The organism is Streptomyces sp. NPDC058231 (assembly GCF_042882275.1).
Taxonomy (GTDB): Bacteria; Actinomycetota; Actinomycetes; order Streptomycetales; family Streptomycetaceae; genus Streptomyces.
On the sequence record NZ_JBHVWN010000020.1, the window covers coordinates 1 to 24,604 of the forward strand.

Consider the following 24,604-nt stretch of genomic DNA (forward strand, 5'->3'; position numbering starts at 1 on the left):
CGGGGGCTCTCTCCTAATCTCTGTCCCTCATCCCATCTACCACAGATCACACCCCTACGGCCGGCTCCGCCCCGCGTCCACCCGGCGGGGGTGCGCGGGGCTCGGCCGTGCGGACCCGGCCATGCACAACGCCCGCCCGATGCTGCATGCTGTGCCTTTACACGGTCTTCGGCATGGAGCTGCGCATGACTTCCACCTTCCCGGACATCTCCATCAGCACGGATCGGTTGGTGCTGCGCCCCTTCGACATGACCGACGTCCCCGCGTACATCGAGATGATGAACGACGAACTCGTCACCGCCTGGACCGAGGCGCCTTACCCCTACACCCAGGTCGACGCCGAACGCTGGGTCCGCAGGATCGCTCCCGCACAGCGCACGGGAGGTGACGGCATCGTCTTCGCCGTCACCGAATTCCTCACCCAGCGCCTGGTCGGCTCGGTCCGGCTGCGGAACACCGACTGGCGCACCCTGGCCACCGAGGCCGCCTACATCACCGCCCCCTGGGCGCGCGGCGAGGGATACGCCACCGAGTCCGTGCTCGCCCTCGCCCAGTGGCTCTTCCGCGACCAGGGCTTCGAACGCATCGAACTGCGCACCGCCGCCGACAACACCGCCTCCCAGCAGGTCGCCCAGAAGCTCGGCTGCATCAGCGAGGGCGTCCTGCGCAACGCCCGGATAGCGCGCACCCGGACCGAGAACGGCACGGACGGCGGCTGGACCGACATCAGGACCGACCTGATCGTCTGGGGACTGCTTCCCGAGGACCTAGAAGGCGTCGCCGAGCAACTGGCCGACGCGGGCGGCTACGGCACCTACAACGACTGGAACTGACGCCGGGGACCGCACTGGTACGGACCAGCCGGCGACCAGGTACTCTCACCCCCTGCCCGCCGTCTCGTGGGCAGCCCCGCCTGCGACGACTCCAGGAGACTGACGACAGATGGCCGACCGGGTCACGGTGATCGGCTGGGACGGCTCGCCACTGACCGCGGTGGCCACGGCCGCGCTCTCGGCCGCCACCCTCGTCGCGGGCGCCGCCCACCACCTCGCACTCCCCGAAGTCCCGGCGAACGCCGAACGGATCCGCCTGGGCTCCATAGACCTGGCCGCCCGCAGGATCGCCGGCCACCGCGGCAGCGCCGTGGTCCTCGCCGACGGCGACCCCGGCTTCTTCGGGGTCGTACGCAACCTCCGCGCCCCCGAACACGGCCTCGAAGTCGAAGTGGTGCCGGCCGTGTCCGCGGTGGCCACCGCGTTCGCCCGCGCCGGGATGCCGTGGGAGGACGCGCTGACCGTCGTCGCCCACCCCCGGACCCTGCGGCGCGCCGTCAACGTCTGCCGGGCCCACCACAAGGTCGCCGTGCTCACGTCGCCCGGCGCGGGCCCCGCCGAACTCGCCCTGCTCCTCGAAGGTGTCCACCGCACCTTCGTCATCTGCGAGGAGCTCGGCACCGCGCGCGAACAGGTCACCGTCCTCACCTCCGACAAGGCCGCCGACCACGTCTGGCGTGACCCGAACGTGGTGATCGTCATCGGCGGCGGCCCCGAGCAGCAGGCCGCCGGATCCTGGATCGCCGGCCGTGCCCCCCAGGGCGTACGGGGCTGGGCACTGCCCTCCGGTGCCTACCAGGACAGCGCCGCCGGACCCGGGGCGGAGCCCGGCGAGGGCGAGTCCCCGGGGCTGCGCGCCGCCCAACTCGCCCGTCTCGGACCGCGGACCGGAGACCTCGTCTGGGACATCGGCTCCGGCGGCGGCGCCCTGGCCGTGGAGGCCGCGCGGTTCGGCGCGGCCGTCCTGGCCGTGGACAGCGACCCGGACGCCTGCGCCCGGACGGCGGCCGCGGCCCGCGCCTTCGGCGTACAGCTCCAGGTGGTCCAGGGCCGCGCACCTCACGTGCTGGAACGGTTGCCCGAGCCCGACGTCGTACGGATCGGCGGCGGCGGAGTCCCCGTGGTCACCGCCGTCGCCGACCGCCGGCCGGAACGGATCGTCACCCACGCGTCGACCCGCGACGAGGCCGAAGCGCTCGGCGCGGCACTGACCGGGAACGGTTACACGGTCGAGTGCGCCCTCCTCCAGTCGGTCGAACTCGACACGTCCGCATGGTCGGAGCGCGAACGGTCGGTCGTGTTTCTGCTCTCGGCGCTGCGATCGGACCTCGCCCGCTGACCGGTCGGCGCACTGCGCGGGGTAGGCTGGCCGATCGTTGCACCGCACCCGGACGTTCGTCGCTTCGTTCGTCAATGTCCGGAAAAGGGGACCGTTTTGGCCCCCGCTGTGGTACGGCAAACCCGGCGGATGCGCAACGTGGCGCAGTCCACAGCGAGCCGCGGCGGAACTGCCTGCCGCGGCGGCGAACGGCCGCGAGAATGATGTATGTCCGCGACCGATTCGTGCCGCGCGGCGAGCCCGCTCGTTCTAGATGACGAGCGCCGGCGTGCCGTGTTCGGGCGTCCCGGGCGAAGGGCCGAAGGAGCATTGACGATGGGCGAGGGGTACGCATGAGTGACACCGGCCAGATCCCGGGCGAGGGACTGCCGGAGAACGCAGGCATGGTGGAGCAGCCGGGCGTCCCCGCCCCGGGTGCGTACACCTTCCTCGCTCCCTCCGAGCATGTGTCCGAGGACGACGACCTTCTTCTCATGCCGAGCCCCCAGGGCTGGAGCGACCCCCAGGCCCTTCCCGGCCAGCCGGCCGACGGCGTGTCCGTGCCGGCCCCGTCGCCGATGCCCGAGCAGGCCGCCCACCAGGTGCACGGTCAGACCGGCCCGCACTCCGCGCAGGCCCAGGGCCCCGTCCAGGTCCAGCCGGACCCGGCGGTCTACGCCGTGCAGCAGGCGGTGGCCGGGGCGATGACCGAGACAGGTACGACCGAGACCGGTCAGGGCACCCACGAGACCGGTGGCCGCGATTCCGGTGCCGTCGACCTCAACGGCGTACACATCCCCGCGCCGGCCGCGATGGCCCAGGCCGCGGCAACGGTGCGCCGGCCCCTGCACCGCGGACCCGCCGCGGGTGACGCGACTCCGTCCTACGGCGGGGCGTCGACCGGTGGAGTGGTCCGTTCGCTCGCCGACCGCGGACCCGCAGGCGTCCCCCAGATCCCGGTGCCCGCACGGCACGCCGGGCCGCCCACCGCCGGCCCCCAGTACTTCGACCTGCCGGGCGACGAGGCGGCTGCACTGCCGGGCCCGCAGCTCGGCGAGATCCCGCCGCAGGGCGGCAGCCCGTGGGCTGCCCACGCCCCGCAGCAGGCCGCTGCGGCGTACCCGGCCGCAGAAACGGTCGTCCCGGAGCCGGTCGCCGAGTCGGCGCTGCCCGCCCAGCCGGCCGAAGCCGCCCCGGTCGACGTACCGGAGGCCGCCCAGCGCGTCGCCGAGGCCGTGGCGGAGGCGCCCGCTGACGCCCTCGCGGAAGCTGCGCCGGTGGGCCGGTTCGTGCCTGTGGAAGGGTCTGTACCGACCACCCCGCACCTGGCACCCACGCCGTTCGTCGAGCAGGTCGTGGCGGGGTTGCCGGCGCGGCAGGAGTCCGTCGTCGGGCAGGCGCCCGCGCCCGAACCGGCGCCCGAGCCCGTGTTCGTGACGGAGGCGGAGCCGCTGCCCGAGGCAGTGGCGATCGTGACTGAGCCCGCACCGGTCGCCGAGGTCCCCGTGGTGGCTGAGGTCCCCGCGATGCCCGAGGCCCCTGCGATGCCGGGTGCCGAGGAGACCCCCGCGGTCGTCGAGACCGTGCCGCCCGTGGCCGAACTCCCGGTGCCCGGACCCGATCAGGCCGCCGTCCCCGGGCCCGAGGAGACCTTCGTCCCCGAGCCCGTCGCCATGACCGCGGCGGAGCCCGTGGTCACCGCCGCGCCGGCCGTCGCCCCGGATGCACCGGAGCTCGCGGCCGTCGCCGAACCGGCTCCCGTGCCGGAAGCCGAGACCGGTCCCGAGGTCATCGAGACCCCGGACCTCACGGAGACCGCCGACGGCCCGGAGACCGAACCGGCCGAGCCGGTCCAGGAGCCCGCCGCGGCGGCCCACGTCCCCCAGGACCCGGAGCCCGTCGCCCGGATCCGCACCCAGGACTCCGCGCCCGCCCAGGACTCCGCGCCCGCCCCGGGCTACGACGACGCCGAACGCGAGGCCGTGCTCCGCGTCATGCGCGAGCGCCGTGACATCCGCAACGGCTTCCGCAGCGACCCCATCCCGCACGAGGTCCTGCTCCGCGTGCTGGAGGCTGCGCACACCGCGCCCAGCGTCGGCCACTCCCAGCCCTGGGACTTCGTCGTCATCCGTTCCGCGGAGACCCGCCGCTCGATGCACGAACTGGCGCAGCGTCAGCGCGACGCCTACGCCAAGTCGCTGCCCAAGGGCCGGGCGAAGCAGTTCAAGGAACTGAAGATCGAGGCCATCCTCGACACCCCGGTGAACATCGTCGTCACCGCCGACCCCACCCGTGGCGGCCGGCACACCCTCGGCCGGCACACCCAGCCGCAGATGGCCCCGTACTCCTCGGCACTCGCCGTCGAGAACCTGTGGCTCGCCGCCCGCGCCGAGGGGCTCGGCGTCGGCTGGGTCAGCTTCTTCGACGAGCGCGAGATGGTCCGTGCCCTCGGACTGCCCGAGCACCTCGAAGTCGTCGCGTACCTCTGTGTCGGTTACGTCGACGAGTTCCCCGAGGAGCCGGAGCTGATGCAGGCGGGCTGGTCCAAGCGCCGCCCGCTGTCCTGGGTCGTCCACGAGGAGACGTACGGCCGCCGCGCCCTGCCCGGCGAGGAGCCGCACGACCTGCTCCAGGAGACCATCTCCAACATCCGTCCGCTGGACGCCAAGGCGCTGGGCGAGGCCTGGGAACGCCAGAAGCGGATGACCAAGCCGGCCGGTGCGCTCGGCATGCTGGAGATCATCTCCGCGCAGCTGTCGGGTCTCTCCCGGATGTGTCCGCCGCCCATCCCGGAGCCCGCGGCCGTCGCGATCTTCGCGGGGGACCACGGGGTGCACGCCCAGGGCGTCACCGCGTGGCCGCAGGAGGTCACCGGCCAGATGGTCGCCAACTTCCTCGGCGGCGGCGCGGTCTGCAACGCGTTCGCGGCCCAGGTCGGCGCCGAGGTGTGCGTCGTCGACGTCGGTGTCGCCACGGAACTGCCCGCGACGCCCGGCCTGCTGCCCCGCAAGGTGCGCGCCGGCACGGCCGACTTCACGACCGGCCCGGCCCTCACCCGTGAAGAGGTCCTCGCCGCGGTCGAGGTCGGCATCGAGACCGCCCGCGACCTTGTCGCGGCCGGCAACAAGGGCCTGCTCACCGGCGAGATGGGCATCGCCAACACCACCGCATCCGCCGCACTGATCTGTGTGTACACGGGCATGGACCCGGCCGAGGTCACCGGTCGCGGCACCGGCATCAACGACGAGATGCACGCCCGCAAGGTCGACGTGGTCCGCCGGGCCCTCGAACTGCACCAGCCCGATCCGGCCGACCCGATCGGCGTGCTCGCCGCGGTCGGCGGTCTGGAGCACGCCGCGATGGCGGGCTTCCTCCTCGGCGGCGCGTCACTGCGTACGCCCGTCATCCTGGACGGCGTGAGCGCGGGCGCCGCGGCCCTGGTCGCCCGGGCGATCGCCCCCGAGGCGCTCGCCGCATGCATCGCCGGCCACCGCAGCGCCGAGCCCGGCCACGTCGCCGCGCTCAACAAGCTGGGCCTGCGCCCGCTGATCGATCTCGACCTCCGCCTCGGTGAAGGAACCGGCGCGCTGCTGGCCCTGCCGATCGTGCAGAGCGCGGCGCGAGCCATGCACGAGGTGGCGACGTTCGACTCGGCAGGCGTCACCGAGAAGTAGCGCCGGGCGCTCACCTCCCCTCCGCCCCGCCGCCGAAGGCGCGAGGGCGGAGGGGAGGTGGGTTCCGGAACCGGCGCAGCAACCCCTGCCCTGCCCGCTCCGGCCGGCTGCTCCACCCCGCCCGCCACCCCGTATCGTGGTGGCCTCGCCCCACAAACCGCACGTCACAGCCGCTCCACCGCCGTAGCGGCCCGTACCCCTCATCGCCCGAGGAGCCCGCACCGCCATGGCCGAGCACGCCGATCACCCCGCGTACCCCGTCGGACTGCGCCTGACCGGGCGCCGCGTCGTCGTCGTCGGCGGCGGACAGGTCGCGCAGCGCAGGCTCCCGGCGCTCATCGCGGCCGGCGCCGACATCACCCTCGTGTCACCGTCCGCCACCGCGTCCGTCGAGGCGATGGCCGACACCGGTGAGATCCGCTGGGAGCGGCGCCGGTACGCGGACGGGGACCTGGCGGACACCTGGTACGCGCTCATCGCCTCCGACGACGCCGCCGCGAACGAGGCCGCGTCCGCCGAGGCCGAGCGCACCCGCACCTGGTGTGTCCGCAGCGACGACGCCGATGCCGCGACCGCCTGGACCCCGGCCACCGGCCGCAGCGAGGGTGTGACCGTCGCAGTCCTCTCCACCGACGCCCAGGGCCGCGACCCGCGGCACTCCGCGGCCGTCCGTGACGCCATCGTCGAGGGTCTGCGCGACGGCACGCTCGCCGCCCCGCACCACCGCACCCGCCCGGTCCCCGGAGTCTCCCTGGTCGGTGGCGGCCCCGGTGACCCCGACCTGATCACGGTGCGCGGCCGCCGTCTGCTGGCGGAGGCCGATGTCGTCATCGCCGACCGGCTCGGTCCGCGTGACCTGCTCGACGAACTGCCGCCGCACGTCGAGGTGATCGACGCCGCGAAGATCCCGTACGGCCGCTTCATGGCGCAGGAGGCGATCAACCAGGCGCTCATCGAGCACGCCAAGGCCGGAAAGGCCGTCGTCCGCCTCAAGGGCGGTGACCCGTTCGTCTTCGGCCGGGGCATGGAGGAGGCACAGGCACTCGCCGCCGAAGGCATCCCGTGCACCGTCGTCCCCGGCATCTCCAGCTCGATCTCCGTCCCCGGTGCGGCCGGCATTCCGGTCACCCACCGCGGGGTCGCCCACGAGTTCACCGTCGTCAGCGGTCATGTCGCCCCGGACGACGCACGTTCGCTGGTCGACTGGGCCGCGCTCGCCCGACTGCGCGGCACCCTCGTGCTGCTGATGGCCGTCGACAAGATCGGTGCGATCGCCCAGGCCCTCATCGCCCACGGCAAGTCGCCCCGGACACCGGTCGCCCTGATCCAGGAAGGCACCACGGCATCGCAGCGCCGGGTGGACGCGACCCTGGAGACCGTCGGCGAGCGGGCCGTCGCCGAAGAGGTGCGCCCGCCGGCCGTGATCGTCATCGGTGACGTCGTCGCGGTCGGCACGGACCACGCCCCGCGCCCCGCGGAGTAACGAACGGCGACGGATCTCCGTCCATGCCGTCAGCACCACACACCGGACAAGGCAGTAGCAACCCGTGGCTGATCTCATCACCGTCGACGACCCCGACGACCCCCGCCTGAACGACTACACGGACCTCACCGACGTCGAACTCCGGCGCAGGCGGGAGCCCGCCGAGGGGCTCTTCATCGCCGAGGGCGAGAAGGTGATCCGACGCGCCCTGCAGGCGGGGTACGAGATGCGCTCCATGCTGCTCTCGGCGAAGTGGGTCGACGTGATGCGCGACGTCATCGACGAGGCGCCGGCCCCGGTGTACGCGGTCACCCCGGAACTGGCCGAGCGAGTCACCGGTTACCACGTGCACCGCGGGGCGCTCGCCTCCATGCAGCGCAAGCCGCTGCCGACGCCCGCCGAACTGCTGGCGGCGAACCGCCGCCCGGCCGTGGAACCGGACGGCGACCGCACCGGCGGCGCGGCACTGTCCCCGGGACGGCCGGAAGGCGCGGTCCGGCGGGTCGCCGTGTTCGAGGACATCGTCGACCACGCCAACGTGGGGGCCGCCTTCAGGAACGCCGCCGCTCTCGGCGTCGACGCGGTGCTCCTCACCCCACGCTGCGCCGATCCGCTCTACCGCCGGTCCGTGAAGGTCTCGATGGGCGGAGTCTTCCAGGTGCCGTGGACCCGCCTGGAGTCCTGGCCGAAGGACGTCGAGGTCCTGCGCTCCGCCGGCTTCACGGTCGCCGCGTTCTGCCTGAGCGACCGAGCGATCACACTCGACGAACTCGCCGCGCGGAAGGACGAGAAGCTCGCCCTGGTCTTCGGCACGGAAGGCGCCGGTCTCACCCCCGGGACCCTCGCCGCGGTCGACGAGCACGTCCGCATCCCGATGGACGCCGGTGTCGACTCCCTCAACGTGGCAGCCGCCTCCGCCGTGGCCTTCTACGCCACCCGGCCGCGAGCCGTCTGAAGCCGGGCGTACGGACCCGCTCGTCCGCCGGGCCCCGGCGCCGGGTGGCCGCTCACCGGGCGTGCGCGCCGCCGTTCCGCGGTGCGTTCCGAATCGCGTTCACCAGCCCGGCGACGAGACCCGCACGCTCGGCCATGGCGTCGACCACCAGGAACTCGTGGTCGGCGTGGGCGCCGCCTCCGACCGCTCCGAGGCCGTCGAGCGTCGGCACCCCCAGTGCGGCCGTGAAGTTGCCGTCGCTCCCGCCGCCGACCGCTCTGCCCTCGACGCCGGGCAGCAGCCGTTGTGCCAGCGCGATGAGCTCGGCCGACGCCGACTCCGGCATCGGGGGCCGGCCGACGGCTCCCCGGACCGTGATCTCCGCGCCGTCGAGGTGCGGGGTCAGCGAGGCGAAGGCGGACTCGATCCGTCGCGCCTCCGCTGCCGACTCGACCCGTACGTCGACGAGGACGGTGGCCGCCGCCGGGACGACGTTGTCCTGGGTTCCTGCGGACGCGACGGTGGGGGTGACGGTCGTGCCGATGTCGGGCCGGCTGAGCGCCGCGATGCCCAGCACCTGGTGCGACGCCTCGATCAGGGCGTTGACCCCGGCCTCGGGTTCGAGACCCGCGTGCGAAGCCCGGCCGGTGACGGAGACTTCGAACGTGCCGCAGCCCTTGCGGCCTGTCTTCAGCGCTCCGCCGTCGGCGGCGCCCTCGCACACGAGAGCGGCGCCGCACGCCAGGGCCCGTTCCTCGATGAGCGCCCGGGAGGACAGGGAGCCGACCTCCTCGTCGGCGGTCACCAGGATCTCGACCCCGGTCCGGTCGTCCAGCAGTGCCAGACCGTGCACCGCCTGCACCAGTCCGCCCAGCATGTCGAAGACCCCGGGGCCGGTCGCCCGGCCGTCCTCGACCTTGAACGGGCGGCGTCCAAGGGTGCCGAGCGGGAACACCGTGTCGTGATGGCCGAGGATCAGCACCCTGGGGTCGCCGCCGCCCGACCAGTGCACGTGCGGCCCGGCCGCACTCCCGACGAGAGCGGCCCGCCCGCCGAGGCGGTTCTCGATGACGGCGGCGACAGCCTCGGCCGACGCGGTGAGGGCGTCGGGATTGCGCGAGGGGGACTCGACTTCCACCAGTGTCCTGAGGTCCTCGAGCATCGCGTCGACACTCGCATGGACAGCGGTCTCGTGCATCGTCATGGCGCCAGGGTAGTCGGGCCCGCGCGGGTGCCCACGCGGGCGAGCAGGCACCGACCGGTGGGCGCCCACCCCCTATGCCCGTGGTCCGTCCTGCTGCGGGGTCCGGTGCAGACCCTGCTCCCCGGAGGTCTCCGCGGCGCCGAGCCCTCGGGCCGGCCCCTGGCAGCCCTGCGCCGCCGCGATGCCCAGCGCCACGAGCAGCGTCACCACGACGAAGACCACGAGCCGCTGACGCAGCAGCCGTGGATTGGCCGGACGCCGCCCCGCCGAGGTCGTACGGGCCCCGGGCCGGGTACCCGGCCGGCCGTTCGTACCGTTCGTGCCCTGCGGACGCTTGCCGGGACGAGTCGCGCTGCGCGCCGGCTGCTGCGGCTGGGAGCGGGAACCCCCGGTGCGGGACGACCCGCCGCGTGACGACGGGGCCTGCCGGCTCTGCGGACGCGGCGCCGCGGGGCCCGCCGCACGCCGGGTCTGCTGTTCGGTGTACGGGCCGTCGAGCCGTCCGGTCGGCCGGTCCAGCTCCTGCGCCGAACGCTGCGCAGGCGGCCGGCTCTCGTGCAGTCCCTGAGCCTCGCGGGCCGCGATCTCCTTGAGCCGCATGGAGAGTTGAAGCGTGCTCGGCCGCTCCTCCGGGTCCTTCGCCAGGCATGCGCTCACCAGCGGAGCCAGTGCGTCGTGCACGTCGTACAGCTGGGGTTCCTCGTGCACCACGCGGTACAGCATCACCTCGGAACTACCGTGCCCGAAAGGCGAATCGGCCATCGCCGCGTACGCCAGCGTGGCACCGAGCGAGAACACGTCCGTCGCCGGCGTCACCGCCGCGCCCCGCACCTGTTCGGGCGCGAGGAACCCGGGCGACCCCACCGCCGTGCCGACATGGGTCAGGGTGCTCGCCCCGGTCGCCCAGGCGATCCCGAAGTCGATGATCCGGGGGCCCTTGGGGGAGAGGAGGATGTTCGACGGCTTCAGGTCACGGTGGACGACACCGGCCTCGTGCACCGCCACCAGCCCCTCGGAGAGCGCCGCCCCGATCGACGCCACCTCGGCCGCCGACAGCGGACCCTCCTCGGCCACCTTGTCGTGCAGCGAGGGCCCCGGAACGTACTGCGTGGCGAACCACGGGCGGTCCGCCTCCAGATCGGCGGCGACCAGACGCGCGGTGCAGCCGCCACGGATCCGTCGCGCCGCCGACACCTCGCGCGCGAAACGCGAACGGAATTCCTGGTCCTCGGCGAGATCCGGGCGGATCACCTTGAGCGCCACCCGCTGGCCGCGCCGGTCCGAACCGAGATAGACGACGCCCATGCCGCCCGCCCCGAGCCGCCGGTGCAGTCTGAACGATCCGACGACACGCGGGTCCTCGCGCCGGAGCCGCATCATCGCCATCGTCTGCCCATCCCCGCTGCCTCGTCCGCCTGACGTGGCACAGCTTACGTACCCGTGGCCTTACGCGCTCAGAGGCCGCGCCCTCGCCCACCCATCGATTGTCAGTGCCGGGTGGGAAACTTGAAGAGTGGTCAGGGAGCCGCGGATCCACGCTTCCTGGCCCGTGCGAGATCTCAAAGGTCCGTCGCAGAAGGGGGATTGGGTCAATGAAGGGCGATCGTGTGGAAATAGTCGTGGATGCCGGAGACACGACGCGTACGTACGAGGTGGTGGCCACCAGAGCGGGCCGGCGGGTGGAGACGGCTGTCCGCCGGGGGGTGGTCGAAGTGAGTGAAGTCACTCGCAGCGGCACCGCCGTCCGTACCGCCCGCTTCATGGCGACCAGGGTGCTCGCCCTGGTCGAACAGCCGGTACCGAGGCAGGACGCATCCGAGCATTCCCTCGGGGACGAGCCCGCGGCATAGCGCCACGGTGCCGGTCCGGGCCGCTCCGTCTCCACCCAGGGGAGTACGCCGACCGCCCGCGGCTCATCCTCCGGGAGGCCCGGCAATCGGTACGCGGGCATGACGACCCGTGCCGTCCGCGTACCTAATGTGGAACCCGAGCGGTGGGCGTTGCACTCGTCCCCCGAGGTCACTCGCCCGCCGCTCCGACAATCAGGTCAGGAGAGGAACCATGGCCGGGACGGCAGCGCGGGCACTGATCCGGACGCGGGGACGCGGTACCCGTGCCGCGTCCGGCAGCCGCTCGTCATCCGGCACCCGTCGCCACCCGCTGGTGGCGACGGCCATGGTTCTTCCTCTGGCGGCCCTCCTCGTAGTCGTCTTCGGCGGCTGGGAGGCAGTGGTCACACAGGCGTCGTCCGTGGGCGTGATGCTGGGGCGCTGAGCGGCGCCCCGGGTCCGGAAGAGCGGTCCGGACCGGGACATCGGCCAACAACCCCGTGGGGACGGGGGTGCGGCGGACGGCAGCGTTTGTCCGGTCAGCTGGGGAGCTGACCGGACATCGCGCTGTCCGGGACCTTTTCCGCTGCCGGGCGCGCGCCGTACAGCGGCTGCGGGACACCGCTCGCGAAGGCCGCCCCGGCCGGCGGAGCCTCCCCGCGGTGGTGCACCGGCCGCGCGACGGCCCGTACGCTCGTCCACGGACCCGGGGCGGACCGGGCCGTACCTGTTGCCCCGGGGGAGACCGTGACCACCGCAGTTGTCCGCGCGCTGGGCGACCTCGCCCATGACACCGCCCACCCGCACCGGCGCACCCCCGCTCCCTGCACCTCCTGCCCGGCGCCGGCGGTGCTCGCGGACCGCCCCGACGGCACCGTCGTCCGATCCGGCCCCGTCGTCGCCAAGGCCCACGCCGCTGAGACCGATCCCGCCGACCTCGCCGCCCGCCTGACTCTGGCCGCGGCCCTGACCGGCGTACTGCTGCCCCCGGTGCTCCCGTCCGCCGGACCCGCCACCCTCGCGCTGGACGGCCGCCCCGTGACCCTGTGGCCGCACGGCGAACCCGTCGACCCCGGCGACCCGGATGCCGCCCCGTGGGAGGAGGCCGCCGTCCTGCTGGCCCGGCTGCACCGTACCGAGCTCCCGCCGGCGCCCGCCTCTCCGGTCATGCGCGGGCCCGCTAAGGCCGCTCTCGCCGTGGCCCGGATGTGCACCGCCCGGCCCGGCGATCCGGCCACCGCCCCCGTACTCGGAGCATGGCGGCGGCTGCCCGCCTGGGCCCGCGACGAAGCCGCGGCGCCCCCGCACCGTGCGGGCTTCCTCTGCCACGGCGACCTGCACCTCGGACAGCTGGTCCGGCACCCCGCCGCGCACGGCCCCTGGTTGCTGATCGACATCGACGACCTGGGGCTCGGCGACCCCGCCTGGGACCTCGCCCGCCCCGCCGCCTGGTACGCGGCCGGACTGCTGCCCCCCGAGATCTGGCTGCGCTTCCTGGACGCCTACCGGGCGGCGAGCGGTCCCGCGGTGCGCGCGGACGGTGACCCCTGGCCCGAACTGGACGTCCCGGCCCGCGCCCTGACTGTGCAGGCCGCCGCGCTGGCGTTCGCCAAGTCCGCCGCGGAGGGACGGAGTCCGGATGAGGTGGAACAGACGATGATCGACGCCTGTGCCCGAATTGCCGCCCTCCCACCCGAGTTGGCGATCGAACGCTCGTCGTAGGGTGAACCGATCGTCTCCGGGCATGCATTCCGGCGACGGCGAACCGACGGCGAGGAGCTGAGCCGACCATGCAGTGTCCCAAGTGCCACGCACAGATGCAGACGTACAACCGCAACGGCATCCAGATCGAGCAGTGCAGCGGCTGCCGGGGGATATTCCTCGACTACGGCGAGCTGGAGACCCTGACCCGGATCGAGGCGCAGTGGACGCAGCAGGCTCCGCCCGCGCCGCCCGCCCCGCAGGCGTACCCGGCCGCGCCGGCCCCCGCCTGGGGCGCCCCGCAGCACCACGGTGGCCACCACGGCGGTCACTACCGGCACAAGAGTTTCGGCCACATGCTCTTCTCGTCCTGACCCGGCCGGTGTCGCGCCGCGGGCCGGGACGCACCCCGTCCGGGCCCGCGGCGCACACCGCCCCGGCTCTCGTGCACGGGCGGGTACGGGACGATCGCGCCTCGCGCCGGTGGTGCATACCGTCGACAAATTTCGGTCAGCCATCTAGGCACCGACATGGTTGATCCTTAAAGTTCCGGGCCATGACCTTCCTCGACAGGTCCCGGACCGTCGCGCCACCCGGCTGGAGCCGCTGGCTAGTCCCGCCCGCCGCACTCGCGGTGCATCTCTCGATCGGGCAGGCCTATGCCTGGAGCGTGTTCAAGCCTCCGCTGGAATCGGCTCTCGACCTCTCCGGCACCGCCAGTGCCCTGCCCTTCCAACTCGCCATCGTCATGCTCGGCCTCTCCGCGGCCTTCGGCGGCACCCTCGTCGAACGCAACGGACCTCGCTGGGCGATGTTCGTCTCCCTCGTCTGTTTCTCCTCCGGCTTCCTCGTCGCCGCCCTTGGCGTGGCCACCGGCCACTTCTGGCTGGTCGTGCTCGGGTACGGCTTCATCGGCGGCATCGGACTCGGCATCGGTTACATCTCGCCGGTCTCCACGCTGATCAAGTGGTTCCCGGACCGCCCCGGCATGGCCACGGGCATCGCCATCATGGGCTTCGGCGGCGGTGCGCTGATCGCCTCGCCGTGGTCGACCGGGATGCTCGACGCCTTCGGCGCCGACAGCGCGGGAATCGCGACCGCCTTCCTGGTCCACGGTCTCGCCTACGCCGGATTCATGGCGCTCGGGGTCTTCCTCGTCCGGGTGCCCCCGGACGGCTGGCTCCCGCCGGACCGCGGCACGCGGGCGCGGCCGGACCGCCCGATCGCCGGCACCGTCCAGGTCTCCGCCCGCAACGCGCTGCGCACGCCGCAGTTCTGGTGCCTGTGGGTGGTGCTCTGCATGAACGTCACCGCGGGCATCGGCATCCTGGAGAAGGCCGCCCCGATGATCACGGACTTCTTCTCGGGCACCGCTGCCGCGGTCACGGTCCCGGCCGCGGCCGGCTTCGTCGCCCTGCTCTCCCTGGCCAACATGACCGGCCGCCTCCTGTGGTCCTCGGCGTCGGACCTGATCGGCCGCAAGAACATGTACCGGGTCTATCTCGGCGTCGGCGCGCTGATGTACCTCGCGATCGTCGAGTTCGGCGACTCCAAGCCGCTCTTCGTCTGCTGCGCGCTGGTGATCCTCTCCTTCTACGGAGGCGGGTTCGCCACGGCCCCCGCCTATCTGCAGGACCTCTTCGGCACGTACCAGGTGGGCGCCATCCACGGCCGGCTGCTGACCGCCTGGTCCACGGCGGGCGTGCTCGGTCCGCTGATCGTCAACTGGGTGGCGGACGCGGGGGAGCGGGCGGGACGCAGCGGGTCCGGGCTGTACACGACCTCACTGACGATCATGATCGGGCTGCTGGTCGTGGGCTTCGTGGCCAACGAGTTCGTCCGCCCCGTCCACCCGCGGTTCCACGAGACAGCAGCGGAAAGGAAGACCCGTGCACACCAGCAGTCGTAGGACCCTCACCGCCGCGGTCTGGCTCTGGGTCGCCGTGCCGTTCGCGTACGGGCTGTACGAACTGATCCGCAAGGCCACCCAGCTCTTCACCGGCTGACCGGACCGGACGGCCTCCGGCGCGGCAACGAGAAAGCCCCGGTCGTCGAGACGACCGGGGCTTCGATGGTGCGCGATACTGGGATTGAACCAGTGACCTCTTCCGTGTCAGGGAAGCGCTCTCCCGCTGAGCTAATCGCGCAGGGTGAACCTGCGTGTACTGCGTGCGCGATACTGGGATTGAACCAGTGACCTCTTCCGTGTCAGGGAAGCGCTCTCCCGCTGAGCTAATCGCGCGGGGATCCTTGCGGACCAGTGGACGATACTGGGATTGAACCAGTGACCTCTTCCGTGTCAGGGAAGCGCTCTCCCGCTGAGCTAATCGTCCTTGGAGGTGGAGACGGGATTTGAACCCGTGTAGACGGCTTTGCAGGCCGTTGCCTCGCCTCTCGGCCACTCCACCAGGAGTGCAGGGGTTCGGGAAAAGATCCCCCACTTCGAGCGGACGACGAGATTCGAACTCGCGACCCTCACCTTGGCAAGGTGATGCTCTACCAACTGAGCCACGTCCGCTTGTCGTTTCCGTTTCACTTGCGTGTCCCGGCGACGTGTTGAACTCTAGCGGATTCCTGGGCCAGTACAAAAACGCGTTTGTGCAGCGTGCTGAGGTGCGCTCGCGCCGACGCAGGTCACCGCGCACCGTCCTAGACTCGCCACCGTGCACGACCTCGCTCCAATGGCCCGCTTCGGCGGCCTTCTCGCGTCCGATCTGCAGGACGTGACCAGTGACCCCGCAGCCCTCGACTCGTCCGGCTTCTGGGCCGTATGTGCCGATTTCGAGGGCGGTCTCGTCTGTGCCCGCTTCGGCACCGTACGGACCGCCCCGGTGCCCGCGCCCGTCCCCGGCGCCTGGCACGGCCCCGGGGCCGGTGACTGGATCTCGTCCCTCGATCGTGCGGCGTACACCGCCGGCGTCCGCCGCATCCGCGAGCACATCGCGGCTGGCGAGGTCTACCAGGCCAACCTCTGCCGGGTGATGACCGCGGTACTGCCGGACCCGGCAGCCGCCGACGTCGACGCCCTCACCGCGCTGCTGGCACGTGGCAACCCCGCTCCGTACGCAGGAACGATTCGGCTGCCCGCGCACGGCGTGGAGATCGCCACCGCGTCCCCCGAGCTCTTCCTGAGCCGGAACGGGCGGACCGTCGAGTCCGGGCCGATCAAGGGCACCGGCCGCACCGAGGCGGACCTGCTGGAGAAGGACTACGCCGAGAACGTGATGATCGTCGACCTGGTCCGCAACGACCTGGGCCGGGTCTGCGTCACCGGGTCGGTCACCGTTCCCGACCTCTGCGCGGTCGAGAAGCACCCCGGGCTCGTCCATCTCGTCTCCACCGTGCGGGGCCGGCTCGGCGAAGGTGTCGGCTGGTCCGGGCTGCTCGCCGCCGCCTTCCCGCCCGGCTCGGTCACCGGGGCGCCCAAATCCAGCGCGCTGCGGATCATCGAGGCACTGGAGACCGCCCCCCGCGGGCCCTACTGCGGAGGCATCGGCTGGGTCGACGCCGACCGGTCCACCGCCGGTCTCGCGGTCGGCATACGCACCTTCTGGATCGACCGGACCGGAGCCGCCCCGGTGCTGAAGTTCGGCACCGGCGCGGGCATCACCTGGGGATCCGACCCGGAGCGCGAATGGGACGAGACCGAGCTCAAGGCGGCCCGGCTGCTCGCTGTGGCGTCGGGCGCCCATCAACCGACTGGAAGGACCGCATGATGAGGATGTGGGTCAACGGCGAACTGCGGGACACCGCCGACGCCCGGGTGTCCGTGCTCGACCACGGGCTGACCGTGGGGGACGGCATCTTCGAGACCGTCAGGACCACCGGGGGCCGGCCCTTCGCCCTCACCCGGCACCTCGACCGGCTGACCCGTTCGGCCCGCGGCCTGGGACTGCCCGATCCGGACCTCGACGAGGTACGCCGGGCCTGCGCCGCCGTCGTCGAGGCCAATCCGGTGGAACTCGGCCGGCTGCGCATCACGTACACCGGGGGGCTCTCCCCGCTCGGTTCCGACCGCGGCAACGACGGCCCCGGCCTGTTCGTCGCCCTCGGGGAGGCCACCCGCCGCCCTGACACCACCGCCGTGATCACCGTCCCCTGGACGCGCAACGAGCGCGGCGCGCTCGCCGGGCTCAAGACCACTTCCTACGCGGAGAACGTCGTCGCCCTCGCCCGCGCCCACGAGCGGGGCGCCTCCGAGGCGATCTTCGCCAATACGGTGGAGCAGCTCTGCGAAGGCACCGGATCCAATGTCTTCGTCGTCCTCGACGGGCAGCTGCACACCCCGCCGGTCTCCTCGGGCTGCCTTGCGGGGATCACCAGGGCGCTGGCCGCCGAGTGGTGCGGAGCGGTGGAGTCCGATCTGCCGCTGGACGTCCTGGAGTACGCCGAGGAGATCTTCCTGACCTCCACCCTGCGGGACGTACAGGCCGTCCACCGGGTCGACGGACGGGAGCTGCCCGGCGGGCCCGGCCCGGTGACGGCCAAGGCGATGCGGGTCTTCGAGGAGCGCGCCGGGAACGACCTCGACCCCTGATCCGCCCGCTGCCGCGAACCCGGGCCGCAATTCAGGTGACGGGCCGTGGCGCAGCGGATAGAAATCCGGTGATGACCACGACCCTCCGGCCAACCGGGCCGGCCCAGGAAGGCGCCGACGGCGCGAGGACCCGCACGTACGCCGTGTGCGACAACGGGCGGCCGGTCGGCGCCGTCGAGATAGGCACCGAACCGGGGGCGGGAGGGACGACGGGCGCGATCCGCTCCCTGCGGATCGACGAACCGAACCGCGGGCGCGGGCGCGGCACCATCGCCGCGCTCGCCGCGGAGGAGGTGCTGCGCGGCTGGGGCTGCACCCGGCTGACGACGGAGGTCGGCCCGGAGCACACGGGCGCGCAGCGGCTGGCCGCCGCCCTCGGGTACACCGAGCGCAGCCGGAACATGGTCAAGGACCTGCCGCGGACCCCGGCCGCCCTGCCGGCCGACGTCACGAGGCGTCCGATGAGCGAGGACGAGTTCGCGCGGTGGGACAGCGCCGCCGTCGCCGGTTCGGCGCGGACCCTCGTCGCGCGCGGCGTCCCGGCGGACGAGGCGCAGCGCAGCGCGGAGGCCGCTCAGCGGAGGTATCTGCCGGACGGCCTCGACACGCGGGACACCCATATCCAGGTCCTCGTCCGGGCCGACGGCGCGACCGTGGGCCACGTCTGGGTGGCGCGGCACGAGATGCACCCCGGGATGGTGGTGGGGTACGTCTTCGACATCGAGGTGCGCGAGGCGTTCCGCGGCAGGGGATACGGGCGGGCGCTGATGCTGGAGGCCGAACGGGTCGCACTGGCCGCCGGCGACGAACGGATCGGGCTGCACGTCCTCGCGGACAACACCCCCGCGGTCCGGCTGTACGAGTCGCTCGGCTACCGGACGACCCGGCACAACCTGGTCAAGGCGCTGTAGGCGGCGGATGAGGGGCTCGGGGTCCCCGGTCCGGGCGAGGACCCCCCTGCGGTCGCTCCTGCCCCGTCCGGGACGCGGAGCCCCCGTCGTCAGCCCTGCCCGGCGAGGAGCCGGTCGGCGATCTCCTCGATCCGCTCGCGCAGCCCCTCCTGGCTCCTGCCGCCGTCGAGACGCTCGCCGCCGATCACGTACGTCGGGGTGCCGGTCACACCGATGGCCTTGCCCTCCGCCTGGTCGGCGTCGACGATCAGCATGTGCCGCCCGTCGATCAAGGCGGTGTCGAACTCCTCGGCATCCAGGCCGAGTTCGCGCGCAACTTCGATCAGAAGCGGTTCGCCGGTGCGGCCCAGATCGGCGGTCCTGGCAAGCACCGCCTCGATGTACGGCCAGTCCTTGCCCTGCTCCGCGGCCTCCTCGGCAGCCTGCGCGGCGGCGTAGGCGTGCTTGTGCTTCTCCAGCGGGAAGTGCCGCAGACGCACCTGGATCCGGTCGCCGTACCGGGCCCGCAGGGCGTGTACATCGGTGAGGGCCTGGTGGCAGTCGGGGCACTGGAGTTCGCACCAGACGTCGAGGACGACCGGGGCCGGGGTGGAATCGCTCATGGGACCAGTCTCCCAGGGGCGGTGCCCGCATTCCTCATCGGCACCTGGGGAGGATCCCGGCCCTGATATGCCCCTGATGTGATGCCGGGGCGTGGCCGCTCCGCCGAGATGCGGTGCAGGATGGAAGGGACGTTCCCCCCTTGCGCCTGGAGGCCGCGATGCTTGCCGAGACCATCTGCTCCGCGGTGTCCGCGGCCGGCCTGGGTATCGCGGCCGTCACGGCGTACCGGAAGCGTTTCCTCACCGCCGCCCGGATCGCCGCCTATTCGCTGGTTCCGATCGGCCTGGTGCTGACCGGTGTCGTCGAGTGGCTGGCCGGCATCGCCTTCAATCCGAGTGTCTGGCTCGGTTTCGGGCTGCTCGGCGTGGCGTGGCTGCTCTTCATGACCACACGCGCGATCGAACGCCGCGGCGGTGCCACCCGCAAGGAACGCCGGGCCGCCGCGCGGGCGGCGCAGTCCGGCGGCGTCGCGCCCGCCGCGTCCGCGCCTTCTCTCGGGGCGGGTGCCCCGGCGGTCCGGCCGCGGGAGAAGGCGGATTCCGATCGGCCGGCCGCCGCTCCGGGCGAGGACTTCAGCGATATCGAGGCGATCCTGAAGAAGCACGGCATCTGACGGGTGCCGGGGCCGGCCGACGCGCATGAATCGATTCACGCGCTCCGTTCTTGACGGTGTTCGGGTATGGGGCTAGCGTCCCGATCGGATTGAAACAATTCAGTCCACGGCGCGTGATCCCGATGCGCGTGATCCACAGCGAAGCCCGGCGTCCGACGTGCGGGGAGTGTTCCGCAGGGCACCGCGGAGTACCTCGCGACGCCGTCCATACGATGAGGTGACGGCCGCGGACCGGTGCGGCCAAGGGCACCAGTGGGGCGGACAGGTGGCGCGTGTGGCAGGGATCAAGGATGTGGCCCGGCATGCCGGAGTCTCCGTGGGCACCGTTTCCAACGTGATCAACCGGCCCGACGCGGTGCTGCCGGAGACCCGGGCCCGGGTGCTTGCCGCCATCGAGGAGCTCGGGTACGTACGCAGCGAGTCCGCGCGCCAGCTGAGGGCGGGCCGCAGCCGGATCATGGCGCTGCTCGTCCTCGACATGGGCAACCCGTTCTTCGTCGACGTGGCCCGTGGTGCCGAGCGCGCCGCCCGCCAGGCCGGCCTCGGAGTCATGGTGTGCAACAGCGGCCAGAGCCCGGCGGAGGAGGCCGAGTACCTGGGGCTCTTCGCCGAGCAGCGGGTGTGCGGTGTCCTGGTCACGCCGGCCGATGCGACCGGGCACAACCTGGAGGCGTTCAGCCGCCACCGCATCCCCTTCGTGCTGGTGGACCGGGTGGCGTCCTCCCCGGGGCACTGCGCGGTCTCCGTCGACGACGTCCGCGGCGGTGCTCTGGCCGTGGGGCACCTCGTATCGGCCGGGCACCGCTCGGTCGCGTACGTCAGCGGCCCCGGCGACCTCCATCAGATCAGGGACCGCCGCGAGGGCGCCCTGTCGGCCCTCGCCCAGGCCGGGCTCGGTCCCGAGGCGCTCGTGGAGATCCCCTCCGACCGGCTGGACGTGGCTGCGGGCCGCGACGCCGGAGCCCGGCTGCTCGGGCTCGTGCCGCGGCCGACCGCGGTGTTCTGCGCCAATGATCTGCTCGCCCTCGGCGTACTGCAGTCGCTGTACGCGGCGGGAGTCCGGGTGCCGCAGGACATCGCCATCGTCGGGTACGACGACATCGAATTCGCCGCGGCCGCTGCCGTACCGCTCACCTCGGTCCGGCAGCCCGCTGTCGTGATGGGCAGGATGGCCGCGGAACTGCTGCTGCAGGAGGCCGACGACGAGGACGGCACGCACGAGCACCGCAGCGTCGTGCTCCAGCCGGAACTCGTCGTGCGGGCCTCCAGCGCCACACCGCACTGATCCCTGCCGCACCCGGTTTCCGGTTCTCCTGCCGGCCACGAGACTTCCTTCGTCCTTCATTCCACGTGTTCGAAATGAGGAACCATGGCGCTGTTCGACCTCCCGCTCGGCCAACTCCGCGAGTACCGGCCGGATTCCGGTGAGCCCGACGACTTCGACACCTTCTGGAAGCGCACGCTCGACGAGTCGGACGGGTATCCGCTCGATGCCGAATTCCAGCCGTACGACGCCGCGTTGAGTGCTGTGGACGTGTACGACGTGACCTTCTCGGGCTGGGGAGGGCATCGCATACGCGCCTGGCTGAACGTCCCGGCGGGCGCCGCGGGACCCCTTCCGTGCGTCGTCCACTACCTCGGCTACGGATGCGGCCGCGGGCTGCCGCACGACCATCTGGTGTGGCCGGCCTCGGGCCGGGCCACGCTGGTCGTCGACACCCGCGGCCAGGGCGGCGTCTACGGCCGCTCCGCGGGGTCCACCCCCGACCCGCACGGTGGGGACAACCCGCAGGCGCCGGGCTTCATGACCCGCGGCATCCTCGACCCCCACGACTACTACTACCGGCGCGTCTTCACCGATGCGGTGCGGGCCGTCGAGGTGGCCCGTGCGCACCCGTCCGTCGACCCGGACCGGATCGTCGTGCACGGCGGCAGCCAGGGCGGCGGCATCGCCCAGGCGGTCACGGCGCTCAGCCCGCATGTGAAGGCCGCGCTGATCGACGTACCGTTCCTGAACAACTTCCGGCGGGCCGTCGAGATCACCGACGCCGGTCCGTACCACGAGATCGTCCGCTTCCTCTCCACCCAACACGGCCTCGCCGAAGGGGTGTTCCGTACACTCGCGTACTTCGAGGGAATGAGCTTCGCCGCCCGCGCCACTGCCCCCGCGCTCTACTCGGTGGCCCTGATGGACACGACCTGCCCGCCGTCCACGGTCTTCGCCGCCTACAACCACTGGGCCGGCCCCAAGGAGATCGAGGTCTACCCCTGGAACGGCCACGAGGGCGGCTCGTCGACCCATCAGGCTGCCCAGTTGAGGAAGTTGCGCGAACTGGGCTGATCGGAGCGGAGGCCGGGGAGCGGGGGGTGCGGGGCGGGGCGCGAGCCCGAATGTGTGACGGCCGATCGGACGCCGGAGCGAATCCCGGCGACCCGGACGGGTGTGAACTCCCGTCACGAAAAAGCGTGTTGAGCGCCAACGGGGCCTCGTCTGAGTCATGATCGTCCCGAGATGGTGGACACCTCCCGGGGCGATGCCCCCGCACCCCCTGCCGAAGAGTCGCGTGGCTGCCTCTTCGCGCTGTCCCAGCCCCCTTTGATGATCTTCCTCGCGGTGGTCGGCAGCCTGCTGCTGATGGCCGCGTTGCACGATCTCTTCCTGCTGTGAACGGGACGGGGCGGGCGCCTGGCCGTCAGCCGGCCGCTTCCCTGCGGCGTGCCCGGTACGCGGCGACGTGCAGCCGATTACCGCAGGTGCGGCTGGAGCAGTACCTGCGGGAGCGGTTACGGGAGAGGTCCACGAACACGTCCCGGCAGTCCGGTGCCTCGCACCGCCGCAGCCGCTCCTGCTCGCCCGCCACCACGATGACGGCCAGGGCCATGCCGCAGTCGGCCGCGAGGTGGTCGGCGATCGACGCGTCCGGCGCGAAGTAGTGCACATGCCAGTCGTAACCGTCGTGGTTGCTGAGCTGAGGCGTGGTGCCCGCGGAGGCCACGAGGCCGTTGACGAGGCCGGCGGCGGTCGCGGCGTCCGCCGCCGCGAAGATGTCCGCGAACCGTCCCCGTACGTCGCGCACGGCCCGCAGATCCTTCTCGCCGAGCTCGCCGACGCCGCTGATGTGATGGCGGCGGGCGAACCGGTAAAGCGCTTCGACACCGGCGAGACCGTCATCCGCGCCGCCCTCCGGCGCGTCGGGCTCCGGTGCGGTGTTGATCAGATCGACCACGATGTCGAGGGCGATCCGGGTGTCGTGGGGGATCAGCACGCTTTCGCTCCCTGGCCTCCGGCGGGCGGGCGCCCGCCGATGCCGGCTGACTCTACTGGCTCGGCGAAGGGGCGCAGGGGGCCGAGGAGGGCCCGTGGGGCCGCGGGGGAGGCGCCGGCCGACCCGGAAGCCGGTGACCGGCCCGACGGGGGCGAGAGGCGTGTCCAGGGCGCCGGGGGAGCCCAGGGGTGGCCGGGGGCCGTCCCGCGGTCCCCGGTGGGCGCCCGGCGTCGGTCACGGCGCCCCACCGCGAGGTGTGCACCGGCAGGCCGCGGCGTGCGCCGTCGCGTACCGGCGCAACGAGCACCGGCGCCGTCACCACGGTGGTTTCCGTGATGGCGGCGCCGGTTTCTGCCGTATGAGGTTGTCCGCGCGGCGCCGTCGCCCCGAGTCGGACGGCGCCGTGCAGCTCTCGACCTGGCTCAGCTCTCGGCCAGGATGTGCGAGAGCTCCGTATCGAGATCGAAGTGACGATGCTCGGTGCCCGGTGGAACCGCGGCGTCGGTCCGCTTCAGGAACGACTCCAGGGCCCGTGCCGGGGCCTCGAGCAGCGCTTCGCCCTCTGGGGAGCTCAGCGCGATGCAGACGACGCCCTGGCCGTGACTACGTGATGGCCAGACACGGACGTCTCCGGTGCCGGTGGGCCTGTGCAGCCCCTCGGCAAGGAGGTCGCGGGCGAATACCCATTCGACCGTCTCCTCCGCTCCGGTGTGGAAGGTGGCGTGCACGGCATACGGATCGGCCGTGTCATACCGCAGGCCCGCGGGTACAGGCAGTGAGGACTCGCTCGACACAACGAGGCGCAGGTGCAGCTCGCAGCTGACCGTGGTGTTCATAAGCGCCAGGGCCTTTCGCTCAGTGTGCGCTCGGGGATTCGCACGTCGGCGAAATCGACATGCCACCTACGGTGGCGTTGTAAACCCCTCTGACCCTTTTGTGATCCTTCGGGTCGCTCGTACAGCGGTGTGTAACTTTGGGTTATGCGGCCATTCCGGTGACAGAGGCCGTTCCGGTAAGTTGGACTCATGAATGCGGAGAGTGACGCGCGGGATGAGGCCGCCGCACCGGCGGCGCCGGCGCCCGCCACGGGGGTCGTGACGGGGGATGTGGCGCCGGGCGTCACGGAAGAGGTGGTCAAGGAGGAGCGGGCGCTCGGTTCGAGGGCACCCGGCTTCATCAAGGCGTCCAGGGCGCTCCACCTGAGCTGGCAGGTCGGCGTCTTCCTGGTCGGGCTCGCCGTTGTCGCGGCCGGCATCGTCATGCTGCCGCTGCCCGGGCCCGGCTGGCTGGTGATCTTCGGTGGCATGGCGATCTGGGCGACCGAGTTCGTCTGGGCACAGCTGGTGCTGCGCTGGACCCGCCGGAAGGTCACCGAGGCCGCGCAGAAGGCGTTGGATCCCCGGGTCCGGCGGCGGAACATCATCCTCACCGTGATCGGCCTCGTGATCATCGCGGTGCTGGTCGGGATCTATGTGTGGAAGTTCGGGATCGTCATGCCGTGGAAGATCCACGAGTGACCTGAGCGTGGTCGGAGAGCGCCGCTGACATGGGGTAATGTTTGCGGTGCGCCCGGGCGATTAGCTCAGTGGGAGAGCGCTTCGTTCACACCGAAGAGGTCACTGGTTCGAACCCAGTATCGCCCACCCCGGACCGAAAGCGCCGCACAAAGATTTAGAATCAGTGCAGAGAGGTGTACCG

General features: G+C 72.3%; 23 protein-coding genes and 6 tRNA genes. 19 read left to right on the top strand and 10 right to left on the bottom strand.

Features of this window, described 5'->3' with window-relative positions; all coding sequences use genetic code 11:
- Window positions 1-146: 146 nt before the first annotated feature.
- The 5 genes from ACFVXE_RS16325 (at window position 147) to ACFVXE_RS16345 (ending at window position 8,263) form a co-directional block, all read left to right on the top strand.
- A complete protein-coding gene (locus ACFVXE_RS16325) occupies window positions 147-833 on the top strand; it encodes a GNAT family N-acetyltransferase (protein ID WP_389671805.1) in 687 nt (228 codons plus the stop codon).
- 109 nt (window positions 834-942) lie between these two features.
- Window positions 943-2,172 carry a precorrin-6y C5,15-methyltransferase (decarboxylating) subunit CbiE gene (gene cbiE, locus ACFVXE_RS16330; protein WP_389671806.1) on the top strand — a complete coding sequence of 410 codons (1,230 nt, stop codon included), beginning with the start codon at window positions 943-945 and terminating at the stop codon, window positions 2,170-2,172.
- 332 nt (window positions 2,173-2,504) lie between these two features.
- The gene (gene cobT / locus ACFVXE_RS16335; RefSeq protein WP_389671807.1) at window positions 2,505-5,825 is read left to right on the top strand and encodes a nicotinate-nucleotide--dimethylbenzimidazole phosphoribosyltransferase; all 3,321 of its coding nucleotides are present in this window, start codon (window positions 2,505-2,507) and stop codon (window positions 5,823-5,825) included.
- 226 nt (window positions 5,826-6,051) lie between these two features.
- A complete protein-coding gene (cobA, locus tag ACFVXE_RS16340) occupies window positions 6,052-7,308 on the top strand; it encodes a uroporphyrinogen-III C-methyltransferase (protein WP_389671808.1) in 1,257 nt (418 codons plus the stop codon).
- A 64-nt stretch (window positions 7,309-7,372) separates the two neighbouring features.
- The gene (locus ACFVXE_RS16345) at window positions 7,373-8,263 is read left to right on the top strand and encodes a TrmH family RNA methyltransferase (RefSeq protein WP_389671809.1); all 891 of its coding nucleotides are present in this window, start codon (window positions 7,373-7,375) and stop codon (window positions 8,261-8,263) included.
- 52 nt (window positions 8,264-8,315) lie between these two features.
- Here ACFVXE_RS16345 and ACFVXE_RS16350 read toward each other — a convergent pair whose 3' ends face one another.
- Window positions 8,316-9,446, bottom strand: coding sequence for a M20 family metallopeptidase (locus tag ACFVXE_RS16350; protein ID WP_389671810.1), 1,131 nt, complete (start codon window positions 9,444-9,446; stop codon window positions 8,316-8,318).
- A gap of 72 nt (window positions 9,447-9,518) precedes the next feature.
- Window positions 9,519-10,832 carry a serine/threonine-protein kinase gene (locus tag ACFVXE_RS16355; protein WP_389671811.1) on the bottom strand — a complete coding sequence of 438 codons (1,314 nt, stop codon included), beginning with the start codon at window positions 10,830-10,832 and terminating at the stop codon, window positions 9,519-9,521.
- Between the two features lie 206 nt (window positions 10,833-11,038).
- Here ACFVXE_RS16355 and ACFVXE_RS16360 point away from each other — a divergent pair, with 206 nt between their 5' ends.
- The 5 genes from ACFVXE_RS16360 (at window position 11,039) to ACFVXE_RS16380 (ending at window position 14,885) form a co-directional block, all read left to right on the top strand.
- On the top strand, window positions 11,039-11,296 hold the full coding sequence (locus tag ACFVXE_RS16360; RefSeq protein ID WP_389671812.1) for a hypothetical protein: 258 nt from the start codon (window positions 11,039-11,041) through the stop codon (window positions 11,294-11,296).
- A gap of 211 nt (window positions 11,297-11,507) precedes the next feature.
- Window positions 11,508-11,720 carry a hypothetical protein gene (locus ACFVXE_RS16365; protein ID WP_389671813.1) on the top strand — a complete coding sequence of 71 codons (213 nt, stop codon included), beginning with the start codon at window positions 11,508-11,510 and terminating at the stop codon, window positions 11,718-11,720.
- A 302-nt stretch (window positions 11,721-12,022) separates the two neighbouring features.
- Window positions 12,023-12,997, top strand: a complete 975-nt coding sequence (locus tag ACFVXE_RS16370; protein ID WP_389671814.1) for a phosphotransferase — start codon at window positions 12,023-12,025, stop codon at window positions 12,995-12,997.
- 68 nt (window positions 12,998-13,065) lie between these two features.
- Complete coding sequence (locus tag ACFVXE_RS16375) at window positions 13,066-13,350, top strand: zf-TFIIB domain-containing protein (protein WP_277325154.1); 285 nt, start codon at window positions 13,066-13,068, stop codon at window positions 13,348-13,350.
- 182 nt (window positions 13,351-13,532) lie between these two features.
- A complete protein-coding gene (locus ACFVXE_RS16380) occupies window positions 13,533-14,885 on the top strand; it encodes an OFA family MFS transporter (RefSeq protein WP_389671815.1) in 1,353 nt (450 codons plus the stop codon).
- Between the two features lie 163 nt (window positions 14,886-15,048).
- On the opposite strand, the gene ACFVXE_RS16385 is transcribed toward ACFVXE_RS16380, so the two are convergent.
- The 5 genes from ACFVXE_RS16385 to ACFVXE_RS16405 all read right to left on the bottom strand — a co-directional run bounded on the left by ACFVXE_RS16385 (window position 15,049) and on the right by ACFVXE_RS16405 (window position 15,494).
- A tRNA-Val gene (locus ACFVXE_RS16385) sits at window positions 15,049-15,123 on the bottom strand.
- 23 nt (window positions 15,124-15,146) lie between these two features.
- Window positions 15,147-15,218, bottom strand: a tRNA-Val gene (locus ACFVXE_RS16390).
- A 19-nt stretch (window positions 15,219-15,237) separates the two neighbouring features.
- Window positions 15,238-15,309, bottom strand: a tRNA-Val gene (locus ACFVXE_RS16395).
- Between the two features lies 1 nt (window position 15,310).
- A tRNA-Cys gene (locus ACFVXE_RS16400) sits at window positions 15,311-15,384 on the bottom strand.
- A 37-nt stretch (window positions 15,385-15,421) separates the two neighbouring features.
- Window positions 15,422-15,494, bottom strand: a tRNA-Gly gene (locus ACFVXE_RS16405).
- A gap of 163 nt (window positions 15,495-15,657) precedes the next feature.
- Between ACFVXE_RS16405 and ACFVXE_RS16410 the strand changes: the two genes are divergently transcribed.
- The 3 genes from ACFVXE_RS16410 (at window position 15,658) to ACFVXE_RS16420 (ending at window position 18,424) form a co-directional block, all read left to right on the top strand.
- Entirely contained in the window at window positions 15,658-16,692 is a 1,035-nt protein-coding gene (locus tag ACFVXE_RS16410) for a chorismate-binding protein (protein WP_389671886.1), read from the top strand.
- On the top strand, window positions 16,692-17,513 hold the full coding sequence (locus ACFVXE_RS16415; RefSeq protein ID WP_389671887.1) for an aminotransferase class IV: 822 nt from the start codon (window positions 16,692-16,694) through the stop codon (window positions 17,511-17,513). Before ACFVXE_RS16410 ends, ACFVXE_RS16415 begins: the two co-directional genes overlap by 1 nt.
- Window positions 17,514-17,584: 71 nt before the next feature.
- Window positions 17,585-18,424, top strand: a complete 840-nt coding sequence (locus ACFVXE_RS16420) for a GNAT family N-acetyltransferase (RefSeq protein ID WP_389671816.1) — start codon at window positions 17,585-17,587, stop codon at window positions 18,422-18,424.
- An 89-nt stretch (window positions 18,425-18,513) separates the two neighbouring features.
- Here the strand turns inward: ACFVXE_RS16420 and ACFVXE_RS16425 are convergent, their stop codons facing one another.
- Entirely contained in the window at window positions 18,514-19,026 is a 513-nt protein-coding gene (locus ACFVXE_RS16425; RefSeq protein WP_389671817.1) for a DsbA family protein, read from the bottom strand.
- Window positions 19,027-19,184: 158 nt separating this feature from the next.
- Between ACFVXE_RS16425 and ACFVXE_RS16430 the strand changes: the two genes are divergently transcribed.
- The 4 genes from ACFVXE_RS16430 to ACFVXE_RS16445 all read left to right on the top strand — a co-directional run bounded on the left by ACFVXE_RS16430 (window position 19,185) and on the right by ACFVXE_RS16445 (window position 22,308).
- Window positions 19,185-19,640: a hypothetical protein gene (locus ACFVXE_RS16430; RefSeq protein WP_389671818.1), complete on the top strand. Its 456-nt coding sequence runs from the start codon at window positions 19,185-19,187 to the stop codon at window positions 19,638-19,640.
- A gap of 265 nt (window positions 19,641-19,905) precedes the next feature.
- Window positions 19,906-20,925, top strand: coding sequence for a LacI family DNA-binding transcriptional regulator (locus tag ACFVXE_RS16435; RefSeq protein WP_389671819.1), 1,020 nt, complete (start codon window positions 19,906-19,908; stop codon window positions 20,923-20,925).
- 84 nt (window positions 20,926-21,009) lie between these two features.
- Window positions 21,010-21,981: an acetylxylan esterase gene (locus tag ACFVXE_RS16440; protein WP_389671820.1), complete on the top strand. Its 972-nt coding sequence runs from the start codon at window positions 21,010-21,012 to the stop codon at window positions 21,979-21,981.
- A gap of 171 nt (window positions 21,982-22,152) precedes the next feature.
- Window positions 22,153-22,308, top strand: a complete 156-nt coding sequence (locus ACFVXE_RS16445; RefSeq protein WP_389671821.1) for a hypothetical protein — start codon at window positions 22,153-22,155, stop codon at window positions 22,306-22,308.
- 25 nt (window positions 22,309-22,333) lie between these two features.
- Here the strand turns inward: ACFVXE_RS16445 and ACFVXE_RS16450 are convergent, their stop codons facing one another.
- Together ACFVXE_RS16450 and ACFVXE_RS16455 are read right to left on the bottom strand one after the other, a co-directional pair.
- The gene (locus ACFVXE_RS16450; protein WP_389671822.1) at window positions 22,334-22,906 is read right to left on the bottom strand and encodes a CGNR zinc finger domain-containing protein; all 573 of its coding nucleotides are present in this window, start codon (window positions 22,904-22,906) and stop codon (window positions 22,334-22,336) included.
- Between the two features lie 422 nt (window positions 22,907-23,328).
- Window positions 23,329-23,742: an SsgA family sporulation/cell division regulator gene (locus ACFVXE_RS16455; RefSeq protein ID WP_003959770.1), complete on the bottom strand. Its 414-nt coding sequence runs from the start codon at window positions 23,740-23,742 to the stop codon at window positions 23,329-23,331.
- 189 nt (window positions 23,743-23,931) lie between these two features.
- On the opposite strand from ACFVXE_RS16455, the gene ACFVXE_RS16460 reads away from it, so the two are divergent.
- Together ACFVXE_RS16460 and ACFVXE_RS16465 are read left to right on the top strand one after the other, a co-directional pair.
- On the top strand, window positions 23,932-24,423 hold the full coding sequence (locus ACFVXE_RS16460) for a TIGR02611 family protein (RefSeq protein WP_389671823.1): 492 nt from the start codon (window positions 23,932-23,934) through the stop codon (window positions 24,421-24,423).
- A 54-nt stretch (window positions 24,424-24,477) separates the two neighbouring features.
- Window positions 24,478-24,549: transfer RNA gene (locus ACFVXE_RS16465), tRNA-Val, on the top strand.
- Window positions 24,550-24,604 lie beyond the last annotated feature (55 nt).

Bases quoted from the DNA above. Each gene is read 5' to 3' on its own strand.
- ACFVXE_RS16350 (WP_389671810.1), bottom strand. From the start codon at position 9,446: ATGACGATGCACGAGACCGCTGTCCATGCGAGTGTCGACGCGATGCTC.
- ACFVXE_RS16440 (WP_389671820.1), top strand. From the start codon at position 21,010: ATGGCGCTGTTCGACCTCCCGCTCGGCCAACTCCGCGAGTACCGGCCG.
- ACFVXE_RS16375 (WP_277325154.1), top strand. From the start codon at position 13,066: ATGCAGTGTCCCAAGTGCCACGCACAGATGCAGACGTACAACCGCAAC.
- ACFVXE_RS16365 (WP_389671813.1), top strand. From the start codon at position 11,508: ATGGCCGGGACGGCAGCGCGGGCACTGATCCGGACGCGGGGACGCGGT.
- ACFVXE_RS16460 (WP_389671823.1), top strand. From the start codon at position 23,932: ATGAATGCGGAGAGTGACGCGCGGGATGAGGCCGCCGCACCGGCGGCG.
- ACFVXE_RS16445 (WP_389671821.1), top strand. From the start codon at position 22,153: ATGGTGGACACCTCCCGGGGCGATGCCCCCGCACCCCCTGCCGAAGAG.
- ACFVXE_RS16455 (WP_003959770.1), bottom strand. From the start codon at position 23,742: ATGAACACCACGGTCAGCTGCGAGCTGCACCTGCGCCTCGTTGTGTCG.
- ACFVXE_RS16360 (WP_389671812.1), top strand. From the start codon at position 11,039: ATGAAGGGCGATCGTGTGGAAATAGTCGTGGATGCCGGAGACACGACG.
- ACFVXE_RS16420 (WP_389671816.1), top strand. From the start codon at position 17,585: ATGACCACGACCCTCCGGCCAACCGGGCCGGCCCAGGAAGGCGCCGAC.
- ACFVXE_RS16355 (WP_389671811.1), bottom strand. From the start codon at position 10,832: ATGGCGATGATGCGGCTCCGGCGCGAGGACCCGCGTGTCGTCGGATCG.
- ACFVXE_RS16430 (WP_389671818.1), top strand. From the start codon at position 19,185: ATGCTTGCCGAGACCATCTGCTCCGCGGTGTCCGCGGCCGGCCTGGGT.
- cbiE (WP_389671806.1), top strand. From the start codon at position 943: ATGGCCGACCGGGTCACGGTGATCGGCTGGGACGGCTCGCCACTGACC.
- cobA (WP_389671808.1), top strand. From the start codon at position 6,052: ATGGCCGAGCACGCCGATCACCCCGCGTACCCCGTCGGACTGCGCCTG.
- ACFVXE_RS16325 (WP_389671805.1), top strand. From the start codon at position 147: ATGCTGTGCCTTTACACGGTCTTCGGCATGGAGCTGCGCATGACTTCC.
- ACFVXE_RS16410 (WP_389671886.1), top strand. From the start codon at position 15,658: ATGGCCCGCTTCGGCGGCCTTCTCGCGTCCGATCTGCAGGACGTGACC.
- ACFVXE_RS16380 (WP_389671815.1), top strand. From the start codon at position 13,533: ATGACCTTCCTCGACAGGTCCCGGACCGTCGCGCCACCCGGCTGGAGC.
- cobT (WP_389671807.1), top strand. From the start codon at position 2,505: ATGAGTGACACCGGCCAGATCCCGGGCGAGGGACTGCCGGAGAACGCA.
- ACFVXE_RS16415 (WP_389671887.1), top strand. From the start codon at position 16,692: ATGAGGATGTGGGTCAACGGCGAACTGCGGGACACCGCCGACGCCCGG.
- ACFVXE_RS16425 (WP_389671817.1), bottom strand. From the start codon at position 19,026: ATGAGCGATTCCACCCCGGCCCCGGTCGTCCTCGACGTCTGGTGCGAA.